Source organism: Pseudomonas sp. PDM01 (genome assembly GCF_014852325.1).
GTDB classification, from domain to species: domain Bacteria; phylum Pseudomonadota; class Gammaproteobacteria; order Pseudomonadales; family Pseudomonadaceae; genus Aquipseudomonas; species Aquipseudomonas migulae.
This window is the reverse complement of the sequence record NZ_JACVBK010000001.1, coordinates 70,582-92,060: the sequence shown is the minus strand read 5'-3', so window position 1 is coordinate 92,060 and position 21,479 is coordinate 70,582. Positions and strand designations below refer to the sequence as shown.

The window sequence follows — 21,479 nt, the reverse complement described above, 5'->3', positions numbered from 1 at the left end:
CAGACGTGTTGTTCAGCCGGATAACGGGCTGATTACTGTTGTTCTTTGAGGAAACACACGACCGCCTGGCGATCGTCCGCGGAGGCCAGGCCCATGTAGGGCATGTAGGTCCCCGGCACGAAGGCCTGGGGTTGGGTGATGAGTTGCGCGATGTTCTCGGCCTGCCAGTTGATGTCTTTGCTGCGCATGGCCTGGGAATAGTTGAAGCCTTCCAGCGAGCCGGATTTGCGCCCGACCACACCCGCCAGGTTCGGCCCCATCATTCCCGTCATGCCCTTGGTCACCGAATGGCAGACCGCGCATTCATTGGCGAAGACCTGGGCGCCATGCCCTTGGTCGGGCGCGCAGTCAGCGGCCAGCGCGGTGTGCGCGAGGGTGAGTGAGAGCAGGCCGATGAGGGGCAATCGCAGCGAGGTGAACATAGGAAACGACCTTGAAAATCCGCGCTCATCCATTGAGCGGCAACACGGGAGCGCCGACGCAGCGGTGCATCGACAGGGTTGAGAGGGATTGTCGATGGTCAGTGATGCGCAGGTTTTGCCCTGCGTGCCAGTCGTATTGGCGAGGCTGCCAAACCGGGCATTTTGGCAAGCACAGCCAACTCTTTGGCAACCACACAAAAGGCCGGAAAAGTTCCGCGCCTTAGTATCGAAAAAGACCGCAAACCTGCGCTCAAGAACAAGAACGGATGCCACACATGCTCAAGTCCCCCTTGCTGCGTCTCTCTACACTTGCCCTGATGATCAGCGCCGGCCAAGCCGGCGCGTACGAACTCTACGCCGATGACGACAGTCACCTGAACGCCACGCTGGAAGCGGTCTTCGGCATCTTCCACAGCCAGGAAAACTACGCGCTGTCCGGCCGCCTCGACCCGGGTTCTTCGTCGTGGCGCGAGGGCTACATCAAATATGGCCTGAGCTTCGACAAGGGCCTGGCCGGTGTCGGCACCGCGTATGGCGCGGCGAACATGCTCAGCTCCGGCACCTGGGGCGACGGCGATGCCGCAGGCTTCAGCGACGGTTCGGAACGCACCACCAAATTCGAAGACGCCTATCTCGGCTGGCGTTCGGGCAAGCTGTTCGACGTGCTCGGCGAGGACGGCGTCGACCTGTCCTTCGGTCGTCAGAACATCGTGGTCGGTGATGGTTTCCTGATTAATGGCGACGCGCTCAACCTGGGCAAAGGTCTGGCCGACGGTGAGTTCAACCGCGGAGGTGCCTACTGGCTGGCGGCGCGCAAAGCCTTCGACGAGACTGCCGTGCTGCGTTTGGGAGGCAAGGAAGGCTGGCGTAGCGATCTGATGTGGTTGAAGTCCGATAACCGCGCACAAGCGAAAACCGAAATGTACGTCGGCACGCTTGAGCATGTCGCCGAAGCAGGCACGGTCGGCTTGACCTACATCGACACCACCGATGTCGACGAAGAATTCGCCTCCCCTTCGCAGCTTGAACGCGACGGCATGAAAACCTACAGCCTGCGCGCAGCCGGCAATGCCGGGGTGCAAAACCTGTTCCTCTCCGGCGAATACGCCAAGCAGGACAAACCCCACACCAGCACCGAAGACGCCTGGTACCTGGAAGCCGGCTGGACCTTCGCCGACGTGGCCTGGACGCCAAATGCCAGCTACCGCTACAGCCGTTTCTCGGAAGGTTATGACACGCTGTTCTATGGATTCAGCCGTGGCTTCGGCACCTGGTTCCAGGGTGAAGTCGCCGGTAACTACGCCGGCCCGTTCAACACCAACTCGCGTATCCAGCAAGTCAAGTTCACCGTCTCGCCGCTGGAGAACCTGACGGTCGGTGCGATGTATTTCAACTTCGACACCATCGACCGCAACCTCGGCAATACCGATGGCCACGAAGTCGATCTGTATGCCGAATGGCACGTCAACGAGCACCTGACGGTGATGCCGCTGATCGGCCTCTATCAACCAGACAAAAGCGCCGACGAGGGTGGCACGCAGCTGGGCAGTAACGACAAGAACCTCTACAGCCAGGTGATTTTCGCCACTACGTTCTAAGCCCCCACGCAATCCCTGTAGGAGCGAGCCCGCTCGCGATGGACGTCAACGATGACGCGTGTTGCCTGAATAAACGCGTCGCCCAGACATTTTTCGCGAGCGGGCTCGCTCCTACAGGGGACCGTGTCATGCCTCAAGGAAAAAGGCCTTTCCAATGCACAAAAAATTCCTGACGATTCAGAGCAAGATCGCCCTGCTCGCCGGCCTCTGCCTGCTGTTGGTGGTGGGTTTGCTGATGGGTTTGTCGCTGTATCAAACCCATCGGAGCAGCCAGCAAGTGGCCGAGGCCAGCAGCGAAATGCTCGCCAACGCCGCCAAGGAACACATGCAGGCGCTGGGCAAAGTGCAAGCGATGCAGGTGCAACGCACCTTCATGCAGACGCACGAATATGGCCAAGGGTTGTCGCGCTATCTGCTCTACCTGAGGCAGTTGCAACATCAGGGCAACCTTACCCGTCCACAACTGCGCCAGGAGCTGAGCACCCAGCTGCACCAGGCCCTGATCGACAAGCCCGACCTGCTCGGGCTTTATGTCATTTTCGAACCCGATGCCCTGGACGGCGGCGACGCCGGTTTCGTCGATCAGGCGGCCATGGGCAGCAACGAAACCGGGCGCTTTTCGCTGTATTGGGTGCAAAGCAAACCCGGCGAACTGCAAGCGGTGATCGGCGACGAAGCGCTGCTCGCCAACACCTCGCCCGGCCCCAGCGGCGCGCCCTACAACGCCTTCTACACCTGTGCCCGTGACACCCGCAAAGCCTGCGTTCTGGAGCCATATTTCGACGAGGCCTCCGGCAGCCGCAAACTGGTGACCAGCATCGCGTTCCCGCTGCTGGACCATGACAAGGTCATCGCCGTGGTCGGCCTCGACATCAACCTCGCCGCCCTGCAACAGAACAGCGAAGCCAGCGCGCGCCAACTGTTCGACGGCAACGGGCAGATCAGCATCGTCAGCCCGCGCGGGGTGATTTCCGCCAACAGCCAGGACGTCAGTCGCCTCGGGCAACCGCTGGACAATGTAGAGGTGATGGACACCTTGCGTCAGGGCCAGCCGAAAGTGTTCGTCGATCAACAGCAGATCAAAGTGCTTGAGCCGCTGGCACCGATTGCCGGTGCGGCGCAGTGGGGCGTATTGGTCGGCGTGCCGCAGAACGTGCTGCTCGCCCCGGTCACCACGCTGCAACAGGAACTCGATGCGCAAGCCGTGCGAAGCACCGCGCTTGAGCTGTTGCTGGGCGGCGGCTCGGCGCTGCTTGGCCTGGTGTTGATCTGGTACGCGGCGTATCGCATCACCCGGCCGCTGCAACTGCTGACGCGAGTCATGGAGGATATATCCCTGGGCGAAGGCGATCTGACCCGACGCCTGGCCGTGCAATCACGGGATGAAATCGGCCAACTGGCGACGGCGTTCAACCGCTTTGTCGAACGTATCCACCATTCCATTCGCGAGGTGTCTTCGGCGGCGCTCGGCGTCAACGAAGGCGCCAAGCGTGTGCTGCTGGCGTCCAACGCATCGCTGAGCAATTTCGATGAACAATCGACCCGCACCAACAGCGTCGCCGCCGCGATCAACGAACTGGGCGCCGCCGCCCAGGAAATTGCGAACAACGCCTCCGACGCCTCGCAGCAAGCCTCCGCCGCGCGCCAACAGGCCGAAGACGGGCGTCAGGTGGTCGAGCGCACGATTGAGGTGATGAACGAACTGTCCGGCAAAATCAGCGCGTCGTGCGTCAACATCGAAGCGCTGAACAGCAAAACCGTGAACATCGGACAAATCCTCGAAGTGATCAAAGGCATCTCCCAGCAGACCAACCTCCTCGCCCTCAACGCCGCCATCGAAGCGGCACGGGCGGGTGAAGCGGGCCGCGGCTTTGCCGTGGTCGCCGACGAAGTGCGCAGCCTGGCCGGGCGCACACAAACCTCGGCAGCGGAGATTCAGCAGATGATTGAAGCACTGCAAGTCGGTGCGCGTGAGTCGGTGACAACCATGACCGAGAGCCAGCAGCACAGCGAGGAAAGCGTCAGCATCGCCAACCTCGCCGGCACGCGACTGGGCAGCGTGACGCAACGCATTGGTGAGATCGACAACGTCAACCAATCGGTCGCCGCAGCCACTGAAGAACAAACCTCGGTGGTCGAGGCGTTGAACGTGGACATCACCGAGATCAACACGCTGAACCAGCAAGGAGTGGAGAACCTGCAATCGACATTGCAGGCATGTACCGAGCTGGAACGCGAGGCTGGGCGGCTGAATCAGTTGGTCGGGAGTTTTCGCATCTGAAGGCAGCGGTGCCTGATCTACCGCTATCGCGAGCAAACGGAACGCCGCCCGGCTGCTCCTACAGTGACCGCGTCCGTCCGGGCACCCCGGTCACCTGTAGGAGCGAGGCTTGCCCGCGATGAACGATAACGCGGTTCCTCAGTAATGGCCTGGACAGCCCGACAATGGTGGCTTCAACCCTTTGCAAGATCCATCTTGTACCCCGCACCCGGCACTCCTTCATGCAACGCTGCCTGGATGTTTCCATACAAGGCATTTGCCTCGGCGGTTGTGATTGAACGCGAACAATCACGCAGTACCACACGCAGAAGCACATTTTCCTGACCCGGCAGCAGCCCCAAGCGCTCAATTGCCTGCACGGGTAAATCCGAGAACGCCCAACGTCCCTTGATCTGCATCTCCTCGATCCAATCAGAGCAATCACCGGCCGCCTGCAACATTCTTTCGGTCAAAACTTCCTCGCTCAGCCCTGGCGCCACGGCCAACGAAATATCCCGAGCAATCGAAGGTAACCGTGATACAGGACTCCATGGATGCAAATCATGCATCTGCGCCTGCACTCGTACGTTCTGATCACGCAGCAAGCGAATATCCGGGATGCCCTTGCGTAGCATGGTCAGGCGATCCAGCCCCATTCCGAGCGCCAGCCCTCCATGGCGCAGCGGATCTATCTTCAAGCGCTCTAGCAAAGACTTCGCAATGCGACCGCACTCCAGCACCTCGACGGGAGCGCCTTCATTTAACACATTCACTTCGATTCCACCCTCGGTGTAGTGGTGTGGACTGTCGCTGTAGACCCATGGCTTTTCAGGAACGGCAGACTTCAGGATATCGTTGACCAGGCGCAACAAATGTTCATGCGTCGAAAGCTGCGGATCACCCAACACCCAGATATCCATTTGATGAGGTTCTGCGCAGTGCCAACGATCCCGACTATCGCGGCGAAAAGTGATACCTGGTGCGGCCAGCAATATTGTCTCGCCAGCTTGCCGTGCATCAGCAGCACGTAGAAGTGCTGCCGGAATCTGGCTGGTGGTTTGTGTTCGCAGCAGCGAATACTCGTCGACCCACCGGGTGTGTTCACTACCAAGCGTGACTTCTTCGGGGTCATAACCCAACAAACCGTAATTTTCTTCAGCGGACACAATGCGCGGCCCTGTTAGTAACTGTGCTTGAGGCCAGCCTTTTTCAGTAAGTCCCTGAAGGATCTCTTTCAGCAGTAATCGGACGGCGTGGTCTGGATCGTTAGTTTCGGTCAGGTCCACCAATAACAGAGCCTGATGGACTGACAAGTCTGTCAGATATTTCTTTGACGCATGCACTATATAAACCCTCAATCGGCACTTGAACATTGAGCAAAAAAAAATAAAATCCATAAATAAACCTAACGACACAAGATCATCAGCCGCAACCAAAATATGGAAAACATAAAATTTTCAGAACAGGACTACAGATCTATCCTACATAAATAACTGCCTGCAGCACCCAAGAACAAAAACCATCAAAACTATTCTAAAAAACACCCAATAAACCATTTAATACATCAAAAAAATCTGTATTAATTAATTCTCTCCCAAGCAGTTTCGGGAGCAAAAATCCAAAAATGAAAAAGGAAGATCAAATGAAAAACACCGAGATCGTTAAGGAAAACCTAAATCGGATCACTTCAGGACCGGATAACTTTGGATGGGCACCGCTGGCTTGGGCTCATACTGAAGAGTAACTGATACCAATGCGCGGCAATCATTATTACCGCGCATTGGAAAACAAGGAGGGTTTTATGTCACTACCGAATATGATATCGACACTTTTCGGCCACGAAAAACCATCAATTATTGCAGACTCAGAAGACTTCCTCAGAGAATGCAAGCATTTAGGGTTCAATACGGCCAATATTTCAGATCTGGCAAACCTGCCAAAAAACAGTATTGTCTTTTCGTTTAGTAACGATGCCGCAAAAATGACTTTTGAACTGGCAAAAAACACGGAAAACAAGAAGAGTATTTTCTGCGCAACTCAAGTGTTCGAGCCAACTGTAGCCAGCGCGCTCTATAGTCTGAAGCTTTTACTGAGCAGCAATTTTGAAAATGCCTTATGTACACAACGGTCTGTGTTAAACATGCTGAATTCAAATGAATCTTTTTTTCTGACTGGCAACGACGCCGATGCACGCGTCACAGTTTTCCCGCACGCCCAACCCTATGCACTACTCGCCGAAGACGTATCACACAATTTTGTTCAGTCCGTGGCAGAGTTCTTTGAAGTCCATTACGCTCACATGAACCCGCAAGAGCCATGTCCATTTTCATTTAGCGGCACGTTAAAAGTCGCAGGAATACTGACCGTACTGAGAAAGCCTAACTCGACACTCCCTGAGGGTTTGAAAACCTCACTCAAATGGTTGAGTGATCGTATTTCGGAGGAAGATACATTCTTATCAATTGAAGATAACACCGTGACGTCTCTAAAAATAAAAAACGAGGATCACATAAAGCTTTTGGATCTAGCGGCCGGCCCTCGGGGGCTCAAGCTGACTGAGTTCGCCATCGGCGTAAACGAGGCTATAGCTCAAAACATAGATTACAAAATCAACTCACAAATGAATGAAGGCATCAGCGGGGTTCATTTAGCCATTGGTGATGGATCTTCCGGCTACCACATTGACTTTCTTAGCCCGGCAGTGATCGTAACCCCAATAAACCAGCGATTTCCCCAGCAACTATAAATGGTACAAAAATCATCAAAACACCTAATTTAATACATTCTTTCAACGTGTCTTTTACAAGACATACCGCTATCGCGGGCTTGCCCGCGATGAACGATAACGCGGTGTTTCAGCAAGCCGCCACAGCATGCTCAATCCGATGAAACAACCGGTTGAAATACACCAGGCTATCGCCCTCCCCACGCACACCTACCTTCGACAATTCCACAAACATCACCGAATGCGACCCGACTTCCTTGCACTCGCTGATCCGCCCTTCCAGCTGCACCAGTGCATCACGCAGCACCGGCACGCCCGTGTCGCCGCCGTCCCACAAGTCCCAGGCAAACCGCTCGGCCATCGGCACCTGGGTCATGCCGGCGAAGTGTCGGGCCAGTTCTTCCTGTTCGCCGCACAGCACGTTGACGCACAGCCGGCCGTTGGTGCGGAACACATCGTGGGTGGCGCTGTTGCGGTTGACGCACACCAGCACGGTCGGTGGCGAATCCGTCACCGAGCACACGGCGCTGGCGGTGATGCCGCAGCGTCCGCCGGGGCCGTTGGTGGTGATGATGTTCACCGCCGCCGGCAGTTGCGCCATGGCGTTGCGAAAGTCGATTTGCTGCTGGCTCAGGTTGGCCATGTCGGTGCCCCTTCCTTCAGGAGGACCGCGCGTTCGCGGCCCGTGGGTGATGGAACAAGACTAAAGCCCGACGTGGCGCGCAACCATTCTGACGATCCCCATGCCGAGGTAGGCTTTCCGCTAGTCGACTAGGTGGTTTCTTTATCGTCAGGGCCCGTCGCAGTGGGTATTCTGCTAAAAGGCGCCAACATAGGTGTCGACGTCCGCCGCAGCGTGCACGCGTGCGAAAACAATAATTAGAAAATCTCGTGGCAACCCCTGATGGAAACCCGCAAACCGATTGTTTATATCGTTGATGACGACAAAGACCTGCGCACCTCGCTGGCCTGGTTGCTGGAGTCGGTCAGCGTCCAGGCGCAATGCTTTGCCGGCGCTGAAGAGTTCCTGAGCCAGTACGACCCCAAGCAACCGGCGTGCCTGGTGCTGGACGTGCGCATGCCGGAAACCAGCGGCTTTCAGCTGCAGGAAATCCTCAACCAGCGTGGCAGCACCCTGCCGACGATCTTCGTGTCCGCCCATGGCGACATTCCGATGTCGGTGACCGCGATGAAGAACGGTGCGCTGGATTTCGTCGAGAAACCCTACAACCCGCAGCAGATGATCGACCGCATACAAGCGGCGCTGAAGACCGCCGTGCATGCCCAGGCCGATCAGCAGCAACGCCAGCACCTGCAAGGCAAACTCGCCCTGCTGACCAGCCGTGAACGGGAGGTGTTGATGCTGGTGATCGATGGCAAGGCCAGCAAGGTCATCGCCCGGGAGCTGAACATCAGCGTGAAAACCGTTGATGTGCACCGGACCAAGATCAAGGAAAAGATGGGCGTGACCAGCATTGCCATGCTGGTGCGCGAAGTGCTGCATTTACCGGTGGATGAGCCGTCTCGGCATTGAGGGATCTGCAGCGGTCATGAGGCCGCCATCGCCGGCAAGCCGGCTCCTACAGGGGTCTGCAGCGAACTCAAGGTATGTGCACGGCGAAGATCTACTGTAGGAGCCGGCTTGCTGGCGATGAGGTCGGCACATTCAACATTGATGGCGTCTGACACTCCGCCATCGCCAGCAAGCCGGCTCCTACAGGGGTCTGCAGCGAACTCAAGGTATGTGCACGACGAAGATCTACTGTAGGAGCCGGCTTGCCGGCGATGAGGCCGGCACATGCAACATTGATGGCGTCTGATGCCCCGCCATCGCCGGCACGCCGGCTCCTACAGGGGTCTGCAGCGAACTCAAAGTATGTGCACGACGAAGATCTACTGTAGGAGCCGGCTTGCCGGCGAAGGGGCCGGCACATTCAACACTGATGGCGTCTGATGCCCCGCGATCGCCGGCAAGCCGGCTCCTGCAGGAGAGGTCAGTTGTGGCTGTAGCGCTTGCGATAAGCGCCCGGCGATACGCCGAAGCGGGATTTGAACGCCGAGGAGAAGTAGCTGGAATCAGAGAATCCCCAGGCGTAACACAGCGCCGAGAGCTTCTGCTCGTCAGGTGAGCGGCGCAGGTTTTCCGCGCAGAAATCCAGGCGTCGGTGCTTGATGTATTGCGCCACCACCAGGCCGCGCTTGGAGAACATCCGGTACAACCCACGCACCGAAATCCCTACCTCACGGGCAATCAGTTCGGGGCACAGGTCTTCGGCGCTGATGTGTTCGTCGATGTAGGCGATGATCTTGCGAAACTGCCGCTCGTGGGCATCCGCGCCGCTGTCGCGGGCACTGATCCCGGGCAACAGCAGGCTGACCAACGCATCCAGCACCGCTTCGCTTTCCTGCATGTCCAGGCCTTCCTGCTGCCGGGTATCCAGCACCAAGCGGTTGGCCATAGCCGCCAGTGGTGTACCGGCCGCGATGCGTGTGGCGCAGTTGACTGCATTGAAATGCGAACCGCGCTCGACCACCTGACGCGGCAGGATCAGCGACAACTGTCGGGAATCCTCGTTGTAGGTCATGTCACTCGGGCGGCAGGCGTCGATCAGGGCGATGTCGCCCGTGCCCAGTTGAGCGCGGTTGTCGCCCTGCTCCAGCCGGGAACTGCCACGCATCTGGAACACCGCGTAATAGTGGCCGTCGCTGCTGACGCTGACGTCCTTGCTGGTGCGATACAGGTGCACATGCGCCATGTCGACGACACTGAGGTTGATCGCGCCGCTGCGATATTCCGCCAGCTCACCGTAGAAATCCGTATCCAGGGCCCGGGCATCGAAACGCCCGCAGGCCTGGTTGACCTGGCTCAGCCAGCTTTCGAACGCCTCGTTGCGAACCGCCGAAGAAGTCATCATCACTGCAAAGCCTCACGCATTTTATTGTTATTTTTCGACCGCTTCGTCGAGCGGTTCGGCAAATGTTACTTACCTTGGCTGTCTCCTCCTTCGACGGCCGCCGGGCCCTATTCAACAGGCTCCGGCGCTGGCTTGCCAGCCTTCCCTTGCGTTAGATGTCCAATACCAGACGGGCGGAAACGGCGCGGGAAACGCAGGCGCAAATCTGTTTGTTGGACGCCTTTTCCTTGTTCGACAAACAGTTGTCGCGGTGCTCCGGCACACCGTCCAGCACCTCGACGATGCAGGTGCCGCAGATGCCTTCGCGGCATTCGGTGTCGATGTCACAACCGTGGGCCTGCAACACATCGACCAGACTCGCGTTGGCCGGCACCTGAAGCACCACGCCGGAACTGGCCAGCTCCACTTCAAAACCGCCACTCGGACCGGCATTCGCTGCGGGATCGGCCTGGAAGTGCTCAAGGTGGATCGCATCGTCGCAGCGGCTGCGCGCCGCCACTTCCACCACTTTGTTCATGAACGGTGCCGGGCCGCAGGTGTACACGTGTGCGGTACTGCCCGCGTGGTTCAGGCACTCACTCAACGTGGCATCCATGTCACCCGGCTCGATGCCGTAGTGGAACTGCACATGCCCGGCGAACGTGCTCGCCAACAGCTCGGCGAACGCGGCGTATTGCGGCGAACGGGCGAAATAATGCAGGCGCCACGGCTGGCCGTTTTCGCTCAGCCGATAAGCCATGCTCAGCAGCGGCGTGACGCCGATACCGGCGGCGCACAGCACATGTTCGCTGGCCGTCGGGTCGAGGCGGAACAGGTTGCGCGGCGCGCCCATTTCCAGCTCCATGCCCTCTTCCACCTCGTGCAGCGCCGCTGAACCGCCACGGGACTGCACTTCTTTTTTCACCGCCACCAGGTACGCGCGACGGTCCTGCGGCGGGCTGCACAGCGAATATTGACGGGTCACGCCGGTCGGCCCGGTCAGGTCGACGTGGGCACCCGGTTCATAGGCGTCGAGCGGCTGGCCGTCACTGCGCACGAGGCGAAAGGAACGGATATCCAGCGCTTCGTCGACGATCCTTTCGATCTTCACCTTCATCATTGCATCACCTGAAATACGGTTGATTTTTGGGACGTTTGTTAGGCCCCCTGTAGGAGCTGGCTTGCCAGCGATGGCGGTCTTGAGATTTGCATCGCCAACGTGGACGCCATCGCCGGCAAGCCGGCTCCTACAAGGGATTGTTCCGGTCTTGAGATTTGCATCGCCAACGTGGACGCCATCGCCGGCAAGCCGGCTCCTACAGGGTTGTGTGTGAAGCCTTGTTTAGCGCATGAACAGGCCGCCGTTGATGTCCCAGCACGCGCCGGTTACAGAGGCGGCGTGGTCGGCGATCAGCAGCAACACGCTGTCGGCGATGTATCCGGGGTCGCCGAGGGTGCCGGCCGGGATCATTTTCAGGATCTGTTCCAGTCGCTCCGGGGCCACGGTTTCGCGCACCACCGGCAAGTCCAGCGGCCCCGGCGAAATGCTGTTGACCGTCACGCCTTGCGGGGCCAGTTCACGGGCGAAGACCTTGGTCAGCGTCGCCACGCCGCCCTTGGCCGCTGCGTAGTGCGCGCCGGTGGCGGTGCCGCCGTTCTGCCCGGCGAGCGAGGCGATGTTGACGATGCGACCAAAACCACGCTCGGCAAAGTGCGCGCCGAACACCTGGCACGCGACAAAAGTGCCGCGCAGGTTGATTGCCATCGACTCGTCGAACTCCTCCGGGGTGATGTCCATCAACGCGGCGACTTTCGACACGCCGGCGTTGTTCACCAGGATGTCGCAGCCGCCCCAATGCTCGACCAGCACGTCGCGGGCATGCTGGAAGTCGGCCTTGCTGCGCACATCCAACTCAATGGCGACAGCACTGGCACCGCTGGCATCCAGCTCGGCAGCCAATCGCCGCACGCCCTCGAGACGCACGTCCGCCAGGGCGACGCGATAACCCGCCCCGTGCAGACGGCGGGCGATGCACTCGCCCAGTCCGCGCGAGGCACCTGTTACAAGGACTACTCGACTCATGATGTTGCCCTCACAGAAGGAAGCCGAGCGCGCTCAGGCTGTCGGTGGAGTTGATCAGGCGCACGACCTTGCGCTCCAGCTTCGCGACGCCGTCGGTGAAGCGAATGCGATGATTCAGGTCGGCCACGAACGGCGTATGCACGCCGCGCTTGTAGGCGTACAGCAACTGCGCCGAGTTGACTTCGACGATGTCGCCGGCGGCTTCGACCAGGCGGAAACGCGAGATCGTGCGGATGGTTTTCGCCGCGTCCACCGCCGACGGTGAATAGCCGGCGGTCAGGCGTTCGATGCGCAGGTCACGCATGCGCGCATCGTCGTAGGCGTAGTTGAGGCTCGCTTCGAAGTCCTCGGTGTCCGGGTCGATCGGCACGATGTACTTGCCGCTGTCGCTCCACAAGGTCGCCCATTCGGCGTAGTTCTTGTGGTCGAGCAATTCGGCTTCGCGCCAGATGAATTCGATGGCCTGGGCCAACGGGCCGGAAAAACCGTTCAGGGTGTCGTGATTGCTCATTGGCTCATCATCCTTTTCCACATGTCATAGGCACCGCGCATGCCGCCTTCGTCGGTGGCGTGGCTGACCTTGTCGCCGTTTTCGGCGGTGATTTCGCGATTGAGGCCACGGTTGACCAGGATCGGTGCATCGACACCGGCGTACGAACCGCGCTGCACACGGTCCCAGGCCTCGGCATCGTCCGGGCTGCCGAAACCGAACGGCCCCTGGAAGTGTTCGTGGATGCGCATGCGTTCGCGGTTGGCGATTTCCGGGCCGCCGTCCATGCCGAGGGCAACGTGGCGGATCTCGGTTTCGGTCACAGACACCGGGCGCAGCACGCGGAAGAACGACATCGACATCGCGACGTTAGGAAACAGGTTCAGGTTGAAACCGGCGCCGTGCAGCGAGCGCACGATGCGACGGACTTGCGCAGGCTCCATGGTTTTCGACAGCTCTTCCGTCACGTGAGCGAAGCGTTCCTGCAACTGTTCGGTGCCGTCGTCGTGATCCAGATCGACGTGTTCCGGCACCATCACCATCACGCTATGGCCGTTGCCCAGCGAATGGGTGACCGCTTGTTCGTCGGTCATGAACGAGAGCATTTCCGAGGTTTCTTCATCCACCGACGACATGAACGACTTGTGCACGATCGGGAAGTGATAACCGTCGGTGGTGTTTTCCAGCTGGATCTTCCAGTTGCCCTTGAAGCTGAACTTGTGTTCGCCCTGGGTCTTGATCGGGAAACCGGCGCCCTGCTTCATGAACAGGTCCATCCAGTGTTTGGCGCCGCCGAGGAAATCTTCCAGCGGTTCGATCTCGTCGTTGTAGCTGGCGAAAACCATGCCGGCGTAGCTTTCCACGCGCAGGCTGGTGAGCGGCAGTTCGGACTTCTCCAGAATGCCTTCGTAGCCATCCGGATACGGCAGCGCACGGAGCTTGCCGTCCAGACCGTACGACCAGCTGTGATACGGGCAAGTGAAACCGGTGGCGTTGCCTTTGTGTTTTTCACACACCGTGGCGCCACGGTGCCGGCAGCGGTTTTCCAGGACGTTGATGTTGCCCTTCTTGTCGCGCACCACAATCACCGGGCGACGGCCGATGGTCGCGGTCTTGAAGTCGCCGCTGTTGCGCACTTCGCTTTCGTGGGCAACCCACACCCAGGTGCGGTAGAAAATCTTTTCCAGCTCGGCTTCGAACAGCGCCGGGTCGTTGTACAGCGAGACGTCGACGCGGTCGTGCTGGACCAGGTCTTCGGGGCTTTTCGATGATGCGATCAGCCGGTATTCATGAGTGCTCATGCGGTTCTCCTCATGGCTTTTTATGATTTCTTGTTAGGGGTCGACCGTTCGCCGGCCATGCTCTGTTGCAACTGCGCACCGAAGGCGCAGACCAGTTCGTCCTGACCTTTACGACCGACAATCTGCAGGCCGACTTTCAATCCGCTGCCCTCCAGTTCCACCGGCACCGTCAGCGCCGGATGGCCGCTGAGGTTGAACGGCCGCACCAACGGGGTCATGCCGGCCACCGCTTTGCTGGCGCTGCGGGCTTCGATCAGCGTCGGTGGCAGGCTCGGCATCGTCGGCAACAGCAGCACCGCGAATTCTTCCAGCGCGGCGTCCACTTGCTGGCTGAAGCGCGCGCGGACTTTCTCCGCTTGCGCCAGGTCCGCCGCACTCGTGCGACTCGCGGCCAGCAGGCGTTGCTCAACGTCCGCGCCGATCAGGCCTTTACCTGTGAGGTGGCCGAATGCGGCCCAATTTTCAAAATTGATGACGGTGAGGCCGGCGGCGAACGCGGCTTCGAAATCGCTCAGGTGCAGCTGGCTGCGACGCCAGCCTGCACTGTCGGCGGCGGCACCGAGGCTTGCTTGAAGATGCGGGTCACAGTCGACTTCAAGAAAACCCACCGACGCGTTGCCAGAGGGCAAACCCTGCACCTGGAAGCCTGGGCAAATCACTTGCATCGCCGCGATCAGATCCGCCATGTCGGCGGCAAACGGCCCGACACAATCGAGGCTGGACGCCAACGGATGCGCACCGACCCGACTGACTCGCCCATAAGTCGGTTTCAACCCGGCAATGCCGCAGCACGCCGCCGGTACACGAACCGAGCCGCCGGTGTCAGTGCCGATGGCGATGTCCGCCAGACCGGCGGCGACCGCTGCCGCCGAACCGCTGGAAGAGCCGCCCGGCACGCGGTCCGGTGCTTGCGGGTTGATCGGCGTGCCGGTCCAGTCGTTGATCCCGGTCACGCCAAACGCCAACTCGTGCATATTGGTTTTGCCAACGATTTGCCAGCCTGCGTCGAGGATCGCGTCCACCACGTCGGCGTTGCGCAGCGCCGGTTCCGCATCGGCAAACGCACGACTGCCCGAGCGCGTCGGATGGCCGGCGATGTCGATCGAGTCCTTGATCGCGACCCGCTTGCCGTCGCCACCGAGTAAAAATTCGCTGATAAACGTGCTCATGCGCCCGACTCCGAGGTGAAGAGGTCCGAATTGAACAAGCGTTGCGTGCGGAAATGCGCGATCAGCCAGACACCCTCGACACAGCGAAAATCGATGTTCAAGCGCGTGCCGAACAACTCGCTGCGCCCATCGGCGTAGGTGGACACCTGCTGCATGATCCACTGCCCCTCCGCGCTGCTGCCGTCGACCAGGATCGACTCGCTGGTGAGGTAATGCAGGTTCAGATGAAAGTGCTCCGAGGGCGGCAAGTAACCGCCGACAAACGCCGCAATCGCCTCACGCCCGCGGTGCTGGCCGAAGGTCTGCGCGGTGACGCTGCCGACGCCTTCCCACACGGCGTCGATGCAGAACAATTGCGCCAGCTCGCTGACGTGGGTGATCGCCCTCGGCACATCGCACAGGTCCATGTAGCGCGCCATCAAGCGGCGCACCTGGCTCTCCCCTTCGAGCGTCGCCAGACGCTGCAACAAGGCCTCGTTCATGGCTTACACCCTGGCGGCATCGGGGATGGTCAGTGGACGACCGATGCGCGCTTCGACCTTGGCGTAACGCCACAGGCTGTACTCGTTTACCGGCGTGGTGCGGAACAGGTTGCAGGCATCGATCACCGATTGGTGGCAGTCGACGTCGGCCATGATGTAGACGGTCCATGGCGAGGTGGTGGACGGGCCGACCATCAGCCGGTCATCGTCCATCGCGCCGAGTACGGTGATGCCGGGCATGGCGCCGAGCGAGCCCATCATCTGGCTGAAGCCTTTCCAGACGCTCAGGCCTTCGCCGGTGGGCAGGTCGAAAAAGTTCTGGGTGATGCCGATGCAGAAGACGACGCGCAGCGGTTCTTGGGTGGTCTGGGACATGAATATTGATCCTTGAAGAGTGGGTTCAGATGTAGCCAGGGAACGGCGGCACGCCGAGGAACACCGAGCCGGCGCCGTCGTACAGGCCTTCGCTGAGGAACGCGTGCTGGGTGACCACCATCGAATCGCGCAGGTAACGCTGCAGCGGATGGCGCAGGTAAATCGCGGTGGTGCCGGCGAGGCTGTACGCGCTCTGCACCACGGCGGCGCCCGCCTGGGACACGTGAATCGCGGACAAGCGCAACAGGCTGGTTTGTTCGGCGGTGACCGGGTTGCCGGCCAGGATCGAATTCCACACTTGCTCGGTGGCGTTGTAGAAGAAGCCACGGGCGGCGGCCAGTCGGGCTTCGGCCTTGGCGATCTCGATGCGCACGTAGGCGCGGTCGGCCATTTTCGGTGCGCCGGTGATGCCGCTGCCGGCGGCCATGCGACTGACTTCGTCGAGGGCGGCGCGGGCCAGGCCAAGGTTGACCACGGCCAGCACTTGCGCGGCGTAGGCAATCGACGGATAGCGGAACAGCGGCTCGTCGATGGTCGCGGCACCGCCACGGATGAAGGTCCAGCGTTCGTCGACGTGTTTGTCGCTGACGCGCAGGTCGTGACTGCCGGTGCCTTTGAGCCCGACCACATCCCAGTTTTCGATGATCTCGACCTGGTCCGCACGGAACACCGCAGTGCGCGGCTTGCCACCCGCCGCGCCAATCCCCACGCCGAGCAAGTCGGCGCCCTTGCAGCCGCTGGCGAATTTCCAGGTGCCGTTGACCTGCCAGCCGCCCTCGACTGCTTCAGCGGGTTGCAGCGGGAACAGGCCTCCGGCGAACACCAGATCAGGGCTTTGGGCGTAGATGTCGGCGAGGGTTTCCGGCGGCAATGCGGCGAGGTAGACGCCGGCGCTGCCGAAACTGGCGACCCAGCCCGCAGAGCCATCGGCTTCGGAAATACGCTCGATCATTTGCAGGAACAGCGCCGGCGCCAGGGCGTCACCGCCGAAGCATTTCGGCGTGGCGGCGCGGTAGATGCCCACGTGCTTGAAGCGCTCGATCATGTCCCGTGGCACGTGGGAACCGGCGTCGAATTCATCGCGACGCTGGCGCACTTCCGCCAGCACCTGCTCAAAGGCCTGGCGGTGGACGGTGTTGCCGTCGACGCCTGGCAGAGGGTCTTTCTCCGCGACAGCTGAACGCAGCATGGGCTTCTCTCCGTTTAATTGTTATTAGCCGCAGCCTGCCGGGAGGCGTGGCGAGCGTTATGTGGCACGGGTAACGACCGACGCGATTCCCTGTAGGAGCTGGCTTGCCAGCGATGAGGCCCTTGAATCTGGCGGCGCTCTTGAAGACGTCATCGCCGGCAAGCCGGCTCCTACAAGGGTTCGCGTTCACAGGGAAGATTGTTGGCTGTGAGGTCGTTGCCCTTGCATTGAGGTCCAGTGTAAAAACCGCGTCGGGTCGCCACTATTGGTGCGTGCAGCCTCTTCACTAAAGGAATCCCCTAGCCCGCCCCCGGTTACCTCTGAGCGCATCCCCACGCGCAAGCGGGTATAAAAAGCCATACTTTCCCTTCACCGGTTCCTCAGGACTGCGCGATGTACCTGCCAAAACCGCACGACTTTTTCACCCTCATCGAAGCCATGCCGCTGTGCATCATTCTTCACGATGCGCAGAGCAAGGAGATCCTCTGGGCCAACACCGCCGCCCTCGACGCGCTGGGTTTTACCCTCGAAGAACTGACGCCGCTGAAAGCCCCGGACATGACCCGCGACGCGCCCAAGTACCGGCGCTCGGTCGGCCTGCGCTGGCTGGAAGGCGCAGCGCGCACGGGCCAGCGCGCCATCGAGTGGTGTTATCGCTCCAAGCAAGGCGTGGAAATCCTCTCCGAGGCCGTCGCGACGCTGGTGCATCTGGACGGTCGCGATGTGCTGATGGTGCAGTTCCGCGACATCTCCAGGGAGGACAAGGTCAAGCGCGACCTCAAGCGTTTCGAAAGCCGACTCAAGGCATTCATGCAGGACCTTGCCGAAGGTGTCGCGGTGCTCGGTCCTGAAGGTGATATCCGCTTTATCAGCGACTCCGGCGCGCACCTGCTCAACAGCGAAGAACACACGCTGATCGGCGAAAACTTCCTGTCATGGTGCGACGACGATTCGCGCCGCCGGCTGCTGCAACAGCTGGCCAGCGAGACCCCGGAACATGCGCCCTTCCGCGTGCACTACCACCTGCAACGCCGCGACGGTGAGTGGCGCTGGCATGAGGCGACGTGTCGTTTTATCGAGATCGAAGATGACCTGGTCGGCCACCTGCTGCTGTTTCGCGACGTCACCGAACAAGTGCGCGCCGAAGAAGCTCGGCGGGTCAGCGAGCAGAAACTCGAATACCTGGCGCGCTACAACGCCATGGGTGAAATGGCCGTGGCCATTGCTCATGAGCTAAGCCAACCGCTGGCCGCCACCCGCAACTTCATCGAAGGCGCGGTGATTCGCCTGGGCAAGGAGTCCGCCACGGATCAGGGCGTCGCCTGGGGTTTGCAAAACGCTGTGCGGCAAATCGAGCATGCGTCGCTGATCATCAAAAGCGTGCGCGATTACGTGGTCAAACTGGAGCAGGCCGAAGAGCTGATCGACCTCAACGAACTGCTGCGCGAAACCCGCTATTTCATCAGCCTGCGCGCCGATCCGAGCCTGGTCCGCGTCGAGATTGTCGCCAGTCCCGCGCCGCTTTGGGTGAGCTGCGAGAAGGTGCTGATCGGTCAGGTCATTCTTAATCTGGCGTTCAACGCGATTGAAGAAATGAGCGATCTGCCTGTTGAACGACGGGTGCTGCGCATTCACGCCAGCCGCGAAAACGACGTGGCGTTGGTGCGCATCGAAGACTGCGGTCGCGGCATTCAGGCCCAGGCGCAAGAGAAGCTGTTCGACGGTTTCTTCTCCTCCAAGGTCAGCGGCAACGGCATTGGCCTGGCGCTGTGCAAAAACATCATCGGCCGCCATCGCGGCGATATCTGGGCGCAAAACCTTGAGCCCTGCGGCGCGGTGTTCACCTTCACCCTTCCCCTCGCAACTCCCGCCTGAAACCGCCGAAGAACCTGAATCTAAACGCGAACCTGTAGGAGCCAGGCTTGCCGGCGAAGGCGTACTCAAGGACGCCTTCGCCGGCAAGCCTGGCTCCTACAGGTCAGTGGTTTTGGCTTGCAATTGCGGTGTGTTCAGCCGGTTTTTCGAGACTGGCACAGACACACAAACGCTTGGCAGCCACAGCAATTCCCCCCTTCTGCCAGCGAGGCAGAATCGAACTGCAAAAATCTGCCAATGCACTTGCGATTTGCACGAACAATAATTCAGGGAGTTCCCCCTAATGCGAGCCACCAGGATCACCGTACAGTCAGCGCTGAGTCTCAGCCTGCTGGTACTGGGTTTGAACAATGCCAGCGCGGATCTGCCCGCTGACACGATCGGCCAGACTGTTCTGGCATTTCCGCCGGAAGTTCATCGGGCCTTTATCGTCGACGTCGAATTCGAAAGTTTCGTGGCGGGCCGTGTCACCGTGGTCGACCCCGATAAAAAGCGCGTGCTCGGCATGGTGCCGACTGGTTTTGCTGCGCCCTCGACGCTCAGCCACGATCAGAAAACCCTCTACAGCGCCGACATCTGGTATTCGCGCGGCACCCGTGGCACCCGCACCGACGTGCTGACCGCCTGGGACAGTTCCACCCTGTCGCCGGCCTGGGAAGTGCTGATTCCGAACAAGCGCGCCGAGTCGCTGACCCAACGCTACGGCTTGAAGACCAGCGGTGATGACCGCTTCGTCTACGTCTACAACTTCACCCCGTCGACCTCGGTGACCGTGGTCGACACCCAGGCCAAAGCCGTCACCGCCGAACTGGCGATTCCCGGTTGCGTGCTCAACTACCCGATCGGCAATCGCCGCTTCGCCTCGCTGTGCGGCGACGGTAGTTTGCAAGTGATCACGCTGAACGATCAGGGCCAGGAAACCGCACGCAGCCGCACGCCGTTCTTTGACCCGAACGCGGAAAAACTGGTGGAACGCGCGGTGAACGTCGGCGACACCTATTACTTCACCACCACCACGGGCACCGTGCGCCCGGTGGATTTCTCGGCCGACGCACCGAAAATCCTGCCGTCCTGGTCGCTGACCAACGACGAGGAAAAGAAGGCCGGCTGGGCACCGGGCGGCTGGCAGCTTATGGCTGTCGCGCCGAAGCTGAACCGCTTGTACGTGCTGATGCACGACGCGCACGAACCGATGAAGTGGGAAGACCCAAGCCCGCTGATCTGGGCGTTTGATCTGAAAACCCACAAGAAGGTCGCCACGCTGGAGGCACCGGTTCCGGTGTGGAGCATGCAGGCCACCGGCGACGACAAGCCGCTGCTGCTGGGCGCCGACGTTGCAGGCGGTTTGCAGATCTTCGACCTGAAGACCAACACGCTCACCGGCAGCATGGCGAAGGTCGCGAAAACCGCGACTCAGGTCATGAGCTACTAACCGAGGTTCGGCCATGCACTTAGATCCGATCTTCATCATTGCCAGCGCCCTCGCCATCGCGGTGCTGCTGGCCAGTGCCGCGACCCACAAGGTGCGCGCACCGGCACGTTTTGCCCGGCAACTGGCGGACTACCAACTGCTGCCCGACGTGGCCGTACGCCCCGTCGCACGCGTCATTCCGGTGGTTGAACTGGCCATCGCCTTTGCGCTGCTGGTACCGGTCAGCCGTGCCTGGGCAGCGTTGGGCGCCGCCAGCCTGATCGCACTGTATGCCGCAGCCATTGGCATCAACCTGTGGCGCGGCCGTCGCGATATCGATTGCGGCTGTGCCGGCCCGGACCAGGCCCAACCACTGCGCCCGGTTCTGCTGCTGCGCAACAGCGCGATGGTAGCGCTGGCGCTGCTGGCCAGTGTCTCGCCGGTGGTTCGTGACCTGGGTTTTTTCGACGGCTTCGTGACTGTCGCCGCCAGCGCCGTCGCGCTGCTGATTTACGCCGCAGCCGATGGCTTGCTGGCGAACTCCCCTCTTCTGCTCAAACTGATTGGTAGGTGATCAATGGAAGGCTTAATCGTTTCCAACGTTCTGCTCTGGGTACTGCTGGTGGCCGTGGCGTTTGCCGTCATGGGCCTGGTCCGGCAGATTGGTGTGCTGCACGGCCGTCTGGCCCCGGCCGGTGCGTTGATGATGGACAAGGGCGTGGCGGTCAACGAAGCCGCGCCACAGGTCACCGCCTCCGACCGCAAAGGGCGCCCGGTGAACTTCGGCTATGCCGGCGAGAAATCGCAACTGCTGTTCTTCCTCTCGCCAACCTGCCCGATCTGCAAGTCGCTGCTGCCGGCGATCAAGTCCATCGCCAAGGAACAGGCCGATCGCCTCGACGTGGTGTTCATCAGCGACGGCGACATGGACGCCCAGCAAAAGCTGATCACCGAACACAAACTGGAAGACGCCACTTATGTGGTCGGGCCTGAAGTGGGCATGACCTACCAGATCGGCAAGCTGCCGTACGCCGCGCTGATCGACAAGAGCGGCACCCTGCGCGCCAAAGGCCTGGTCAATTCCCGCGAGCACCTGGACAGCCTGTTCGAAGTCGAGCACCTGAAAAGCGCGACGCTGCAGGAATACCTCAACAGCCAGCCGCATGCACACGACCACAGCCACGGCCATAGCCACTGATAAGGCA

20 protein-coding genes and 1 pseudogene are annotated in these 21,479 nt (G+C 60.4%); 9 read left to right on the top strand and 12 right to left on the bottom strand.

Features of this window, described 5'->3' with window-relative positions; genetic code table 11:
• Nucleotides 1–32: 32 nt before the first annotated feature.
• Nucleotides 33–422 carry a c-type cytochrome gene (locus IB246_RS00455; protein WP_008033873.1) on the bottom strand — a complete coding sequence of 130 codons (390 nt, stop codon included), beginning with the start codon at nt 420–422 and terminating at the stop codon, nt 33–35.
• A gap of 275 nt (nt 423–697) precedes the next feature.
• Between IB246_RS00455 and IB246_RS00450 the strand changes: the two genes are divergently transcribed.
• The 3 genes and pseudogenes from IB246_RS00450 to IB246_RS28945 all read left to right on the top strand — a co-directional run bounded on the left by IB246_RS00450 (nt 698) and on the right by IB246_RS28945 (nt 4,301).
• Nucleotides 698–2,020 carry a hypothetical protein gene (locus IB246_RS00450; protein WP_008043075.1) on the top strand — a complete coding sequence of 441 codons (1,323 nt, stop codon included), beginning with the start codon at nt 698–700 and terminating at the stop codon, nt 2,018–2,020.
• A gap of 154 nt (nt 2,021–2,174) precedes the next feature.
• Nucleotides 2,175–3,443, top strand: a pseudogene (locus tag IB246_RS28950) (HAMP domain-containing protein); the annotation flags it as partial.
• A gap of 27 nt (nt 3,444–3,470) precedes the next feature.
• On the top strand, nt 3,471–4,301 hold the full coding sequence (locus tag IB246_RS28945; protein WP_411740552.1) for a methyl-accepting chemotaxis protein: 831 nt from the start codon (nt 3,471–3,473) through the stop codon (nt 4,299–4,301).
• A 173-nt stretch (nt 4,302–4,474) separates the two neighbouring features.
• Here IB246_RS28945 and IB246_RS00440 read toward each other — a convergent pair whose 3' ends face one another.
• Complete coding sequence (locus IB246_RS00440; RefSeq protein WP_008043039.1) at nt 4,475–5,623, bottom strand: hypothetical protein; 1,149 nt, start codon at nt 5,621–5,623, stop codon at nt 4,475–4,477.
• 458 nt (nt 5,624–6,081) lie between these two features.
• On the opposite strand from IB246_RS00440, the gene IB246_RS00435 reads away from it, so the two are divergent.
• The gene (locus IB246_RS00435) at nt 6,082–7,026 is read left to right on the top strand and encodes a hypothetical protein (protein ID WP_008043038.1); all 945 of its coding nucleotides are present in this window, start codon (nt 6,082–6,084) and stop codon (nt 7,024–7,026) included.
• A gap of 109 nt (nt 7,027–7,135) precedes the next feature.
• Here the strand turns inward: IB246_RS00435 and hpaC are convergent, their stop codons facing one another.
• Nucleotides 7,136–7,648, bottom strand: coding sequence for a 4-hydroxyphenylacetate 3-monooxygenase, reductase component (gene hpaC, locus IB246_RS00430; protein WP_008033884.1), 513 nt, complete (start codon nt 7,646–7,648; stop codon nt 7,136–7,138).
• A 261-nt stretch (nt 7,649–7,909) separates the two neighbouring features.
• Here hpaC and IB246_RS00425 point away from each other — a divergent pair, with 261 nt between their 5' ends.
• Nucleotides 7,910–8,539 carry a response regulator transcription factor gene (locus IB246_RS00425; RefSeq protein WP_008033885.1) on the top strand — a complete coding sequence of 210 codons (630 nt, stop codon included), beginning with the start codon at nt 7,910–7,912 and terminating at the stop codon, nt 8,537–8,539.
• A gap of 460 nt (nt 8,540–8,999) precedes the next feature.
• Here IB246_RS00425 and feaR read toward each other — a convergent pair whose 3' ends face one another.
• The 9 genes from feaR to IB246_RS00380 all read right to left on the bottom strand — a co-directional run bounded on the left by feaR (nt 9,000) and on the right by IB246_RS00380 (nt 16,988).
• Complete coding sequence (gene feaR, locus IB246_RS00420; protein ID WP_008041136.1) at nt 9,000–9,920, bottom strand: transcriptional regulator FeaR; 921 nt, start codon at nt 9,918–9,920, stop codon at nt 9,000–9,002.
• A 151-nt stretch (nt 9,921–10,071) separates the two neighbouring features.
• On the bottom strand, nt 10,072–11,019 hold the full coding sequence (locus IB246_RS00415; RefSeq protein ID WP_008041135.1) for a PDR/VanB family oxidoreductase: 948 nt from the start codon (nt 11,017–11,019) through the stop codon (nt 10,072–10,074).
• Nucleotides 11,020–11,241: 222 nt separating this feature from the next.
• Nucleotides 11,242–11,982, bottom strand: a complete 741-nt coding sequence (locus tag IB246_RS00410) for an SDR family NAD(P)-dependent oxidoreductase (RefSeq protein WP_008041133.1) — start codon at nt 11,980–11,982, stop codon at nt 11,242–11,244.
• A 10-nt stretch (nt 11,983–11,992) separates the two neighbouring features.
• Nucleotides 11,993–12,493, bottom strand: coding sequence for an aromatic-ring-hydroxylating dioxygenase subunit beta (locus IB246_RS00405; protein ID WP_008041132.1), 501 nt, complete (start codon nt 12,491–12,493; stop codon nt 11,993–11,995).
• Nucleotides 12,490–13,773 (bottom strand): aromatic ring-hydroxylating oxygenase subunit alpha, encoded by a 1,284-nt coding sequence (locus tag IB246_RS00400; RefSeq protein WP_008041131.1) that lies wholly within the window; start codon nt 13,771–13,773, stop codon nt 12,490–12,492. Before IB246_RS00400 ends, IB246_RS00405 begins: the two co-directional genes overlap by 4 nt.
• Nucleotides 13,774–13,793: 20 nt before the next feature.
• Nucleotides 13,794–14,942, bottom strand: a complete 1,149-nt coding sequence (locus IB246_RS00395; protein ID WP_008041130.1) for an amidase — start codon at nt 14,940–14,942, stop codon at nt 13,794–13,796.
• Nucleotides 14,939–15,424, bottom strand: coding sequence for a nuclear transport factor 2 family protein (locus IB246_RS00390; RefSeq protein ID WP_008041128.1), 486 nt, complete (start codon nt 15,422–15,424; stop codon nt 14,939–14,941). The genes IB246_RS00395 and IB246_RS00390 overlap by 4 nt, the downstream gene beginning before the upstream one ends.
• A 3-nt stretch (nt 15,425–15,427) precedes the next feature.
• Entirely contained in the window at nt 15,428–15,799 is a 372-nt protein-coding gene (locus IB246_RS00385) for a hypothetical protein (RefSeq protein WP_008033901.1), read from the bottom strand.
• Between the two features lie 25 nt (nt 15,800–15,824).
• On the bottom strand, nt 15,825–16,988 hold the full coding sequence (locus IB246_RS00380) for an acyl-CoA dehydrogenase family protein (protein ID WP_008041125.1): 1,164 nt from the start codon (nt 16,986–16,988) through the stop codon (nt 15,825–15,827).
• A gap of 393 nt (nt 16,989–17,381) precedes the next feature.
• On the opposite strand from IB246_RS00380, the gene IB246_RS00375 reads away from it, so the two are divergent.
• The 4 genes from IB246_RS00375 (at nt 17,382) to mauD (ending at nt 21,472) form a co-directional block, all read left to right on the top strand.
• Nucleotides 17,382–18,863: a sensor histidine kinase gene (locus IB246_RS00375; RefSeq protein WP_008041123.1), complete on the top strand. Its 1,482-nt coding sequence runs from the start codon at nt 17,382–17,384 to the stop codon at nt 18,861–18,863.
• 283 nt (nt 18,864–19,146) lie between these two features.
• Complete coding sequence (locus IB246_RS00370; protein WP_008041113.1) at nt 19,147–20,295, top strand: amine dehydrogenase large subunit; 1,149 nt, start codon at nt 19,147–19,149, stop codon at nt 20,293–20,295.
• A 13-nt stretch (nt 20,296–20,308) separates the two neighbouring features.
• A complete protein-coding gene (locus tag IB246_RS00365; protein ID WP_008041096.1) occupies nt 20,309–20,848 on the top strand; it encodes a MauE/DoxX family redox-associated membrane protein in 540 nt (179 codons plus the stop codon).
• Nucleotides 20,849–20,851: 3 nt separating this feature from the next.
• Complete coding sequence (mauD, locus tag IB246_RS00360) at nt 20,852–21,472, top strand: methylamine dehydrogenase accessory protein MauD (protein WP_008041094.1); 621 nt, start codon at nt 20,852–20,854, stop codon at nt 21,470–21,472.
• Nucleotides 21,473–21,479: the final 7 nt, after the last annotated feature.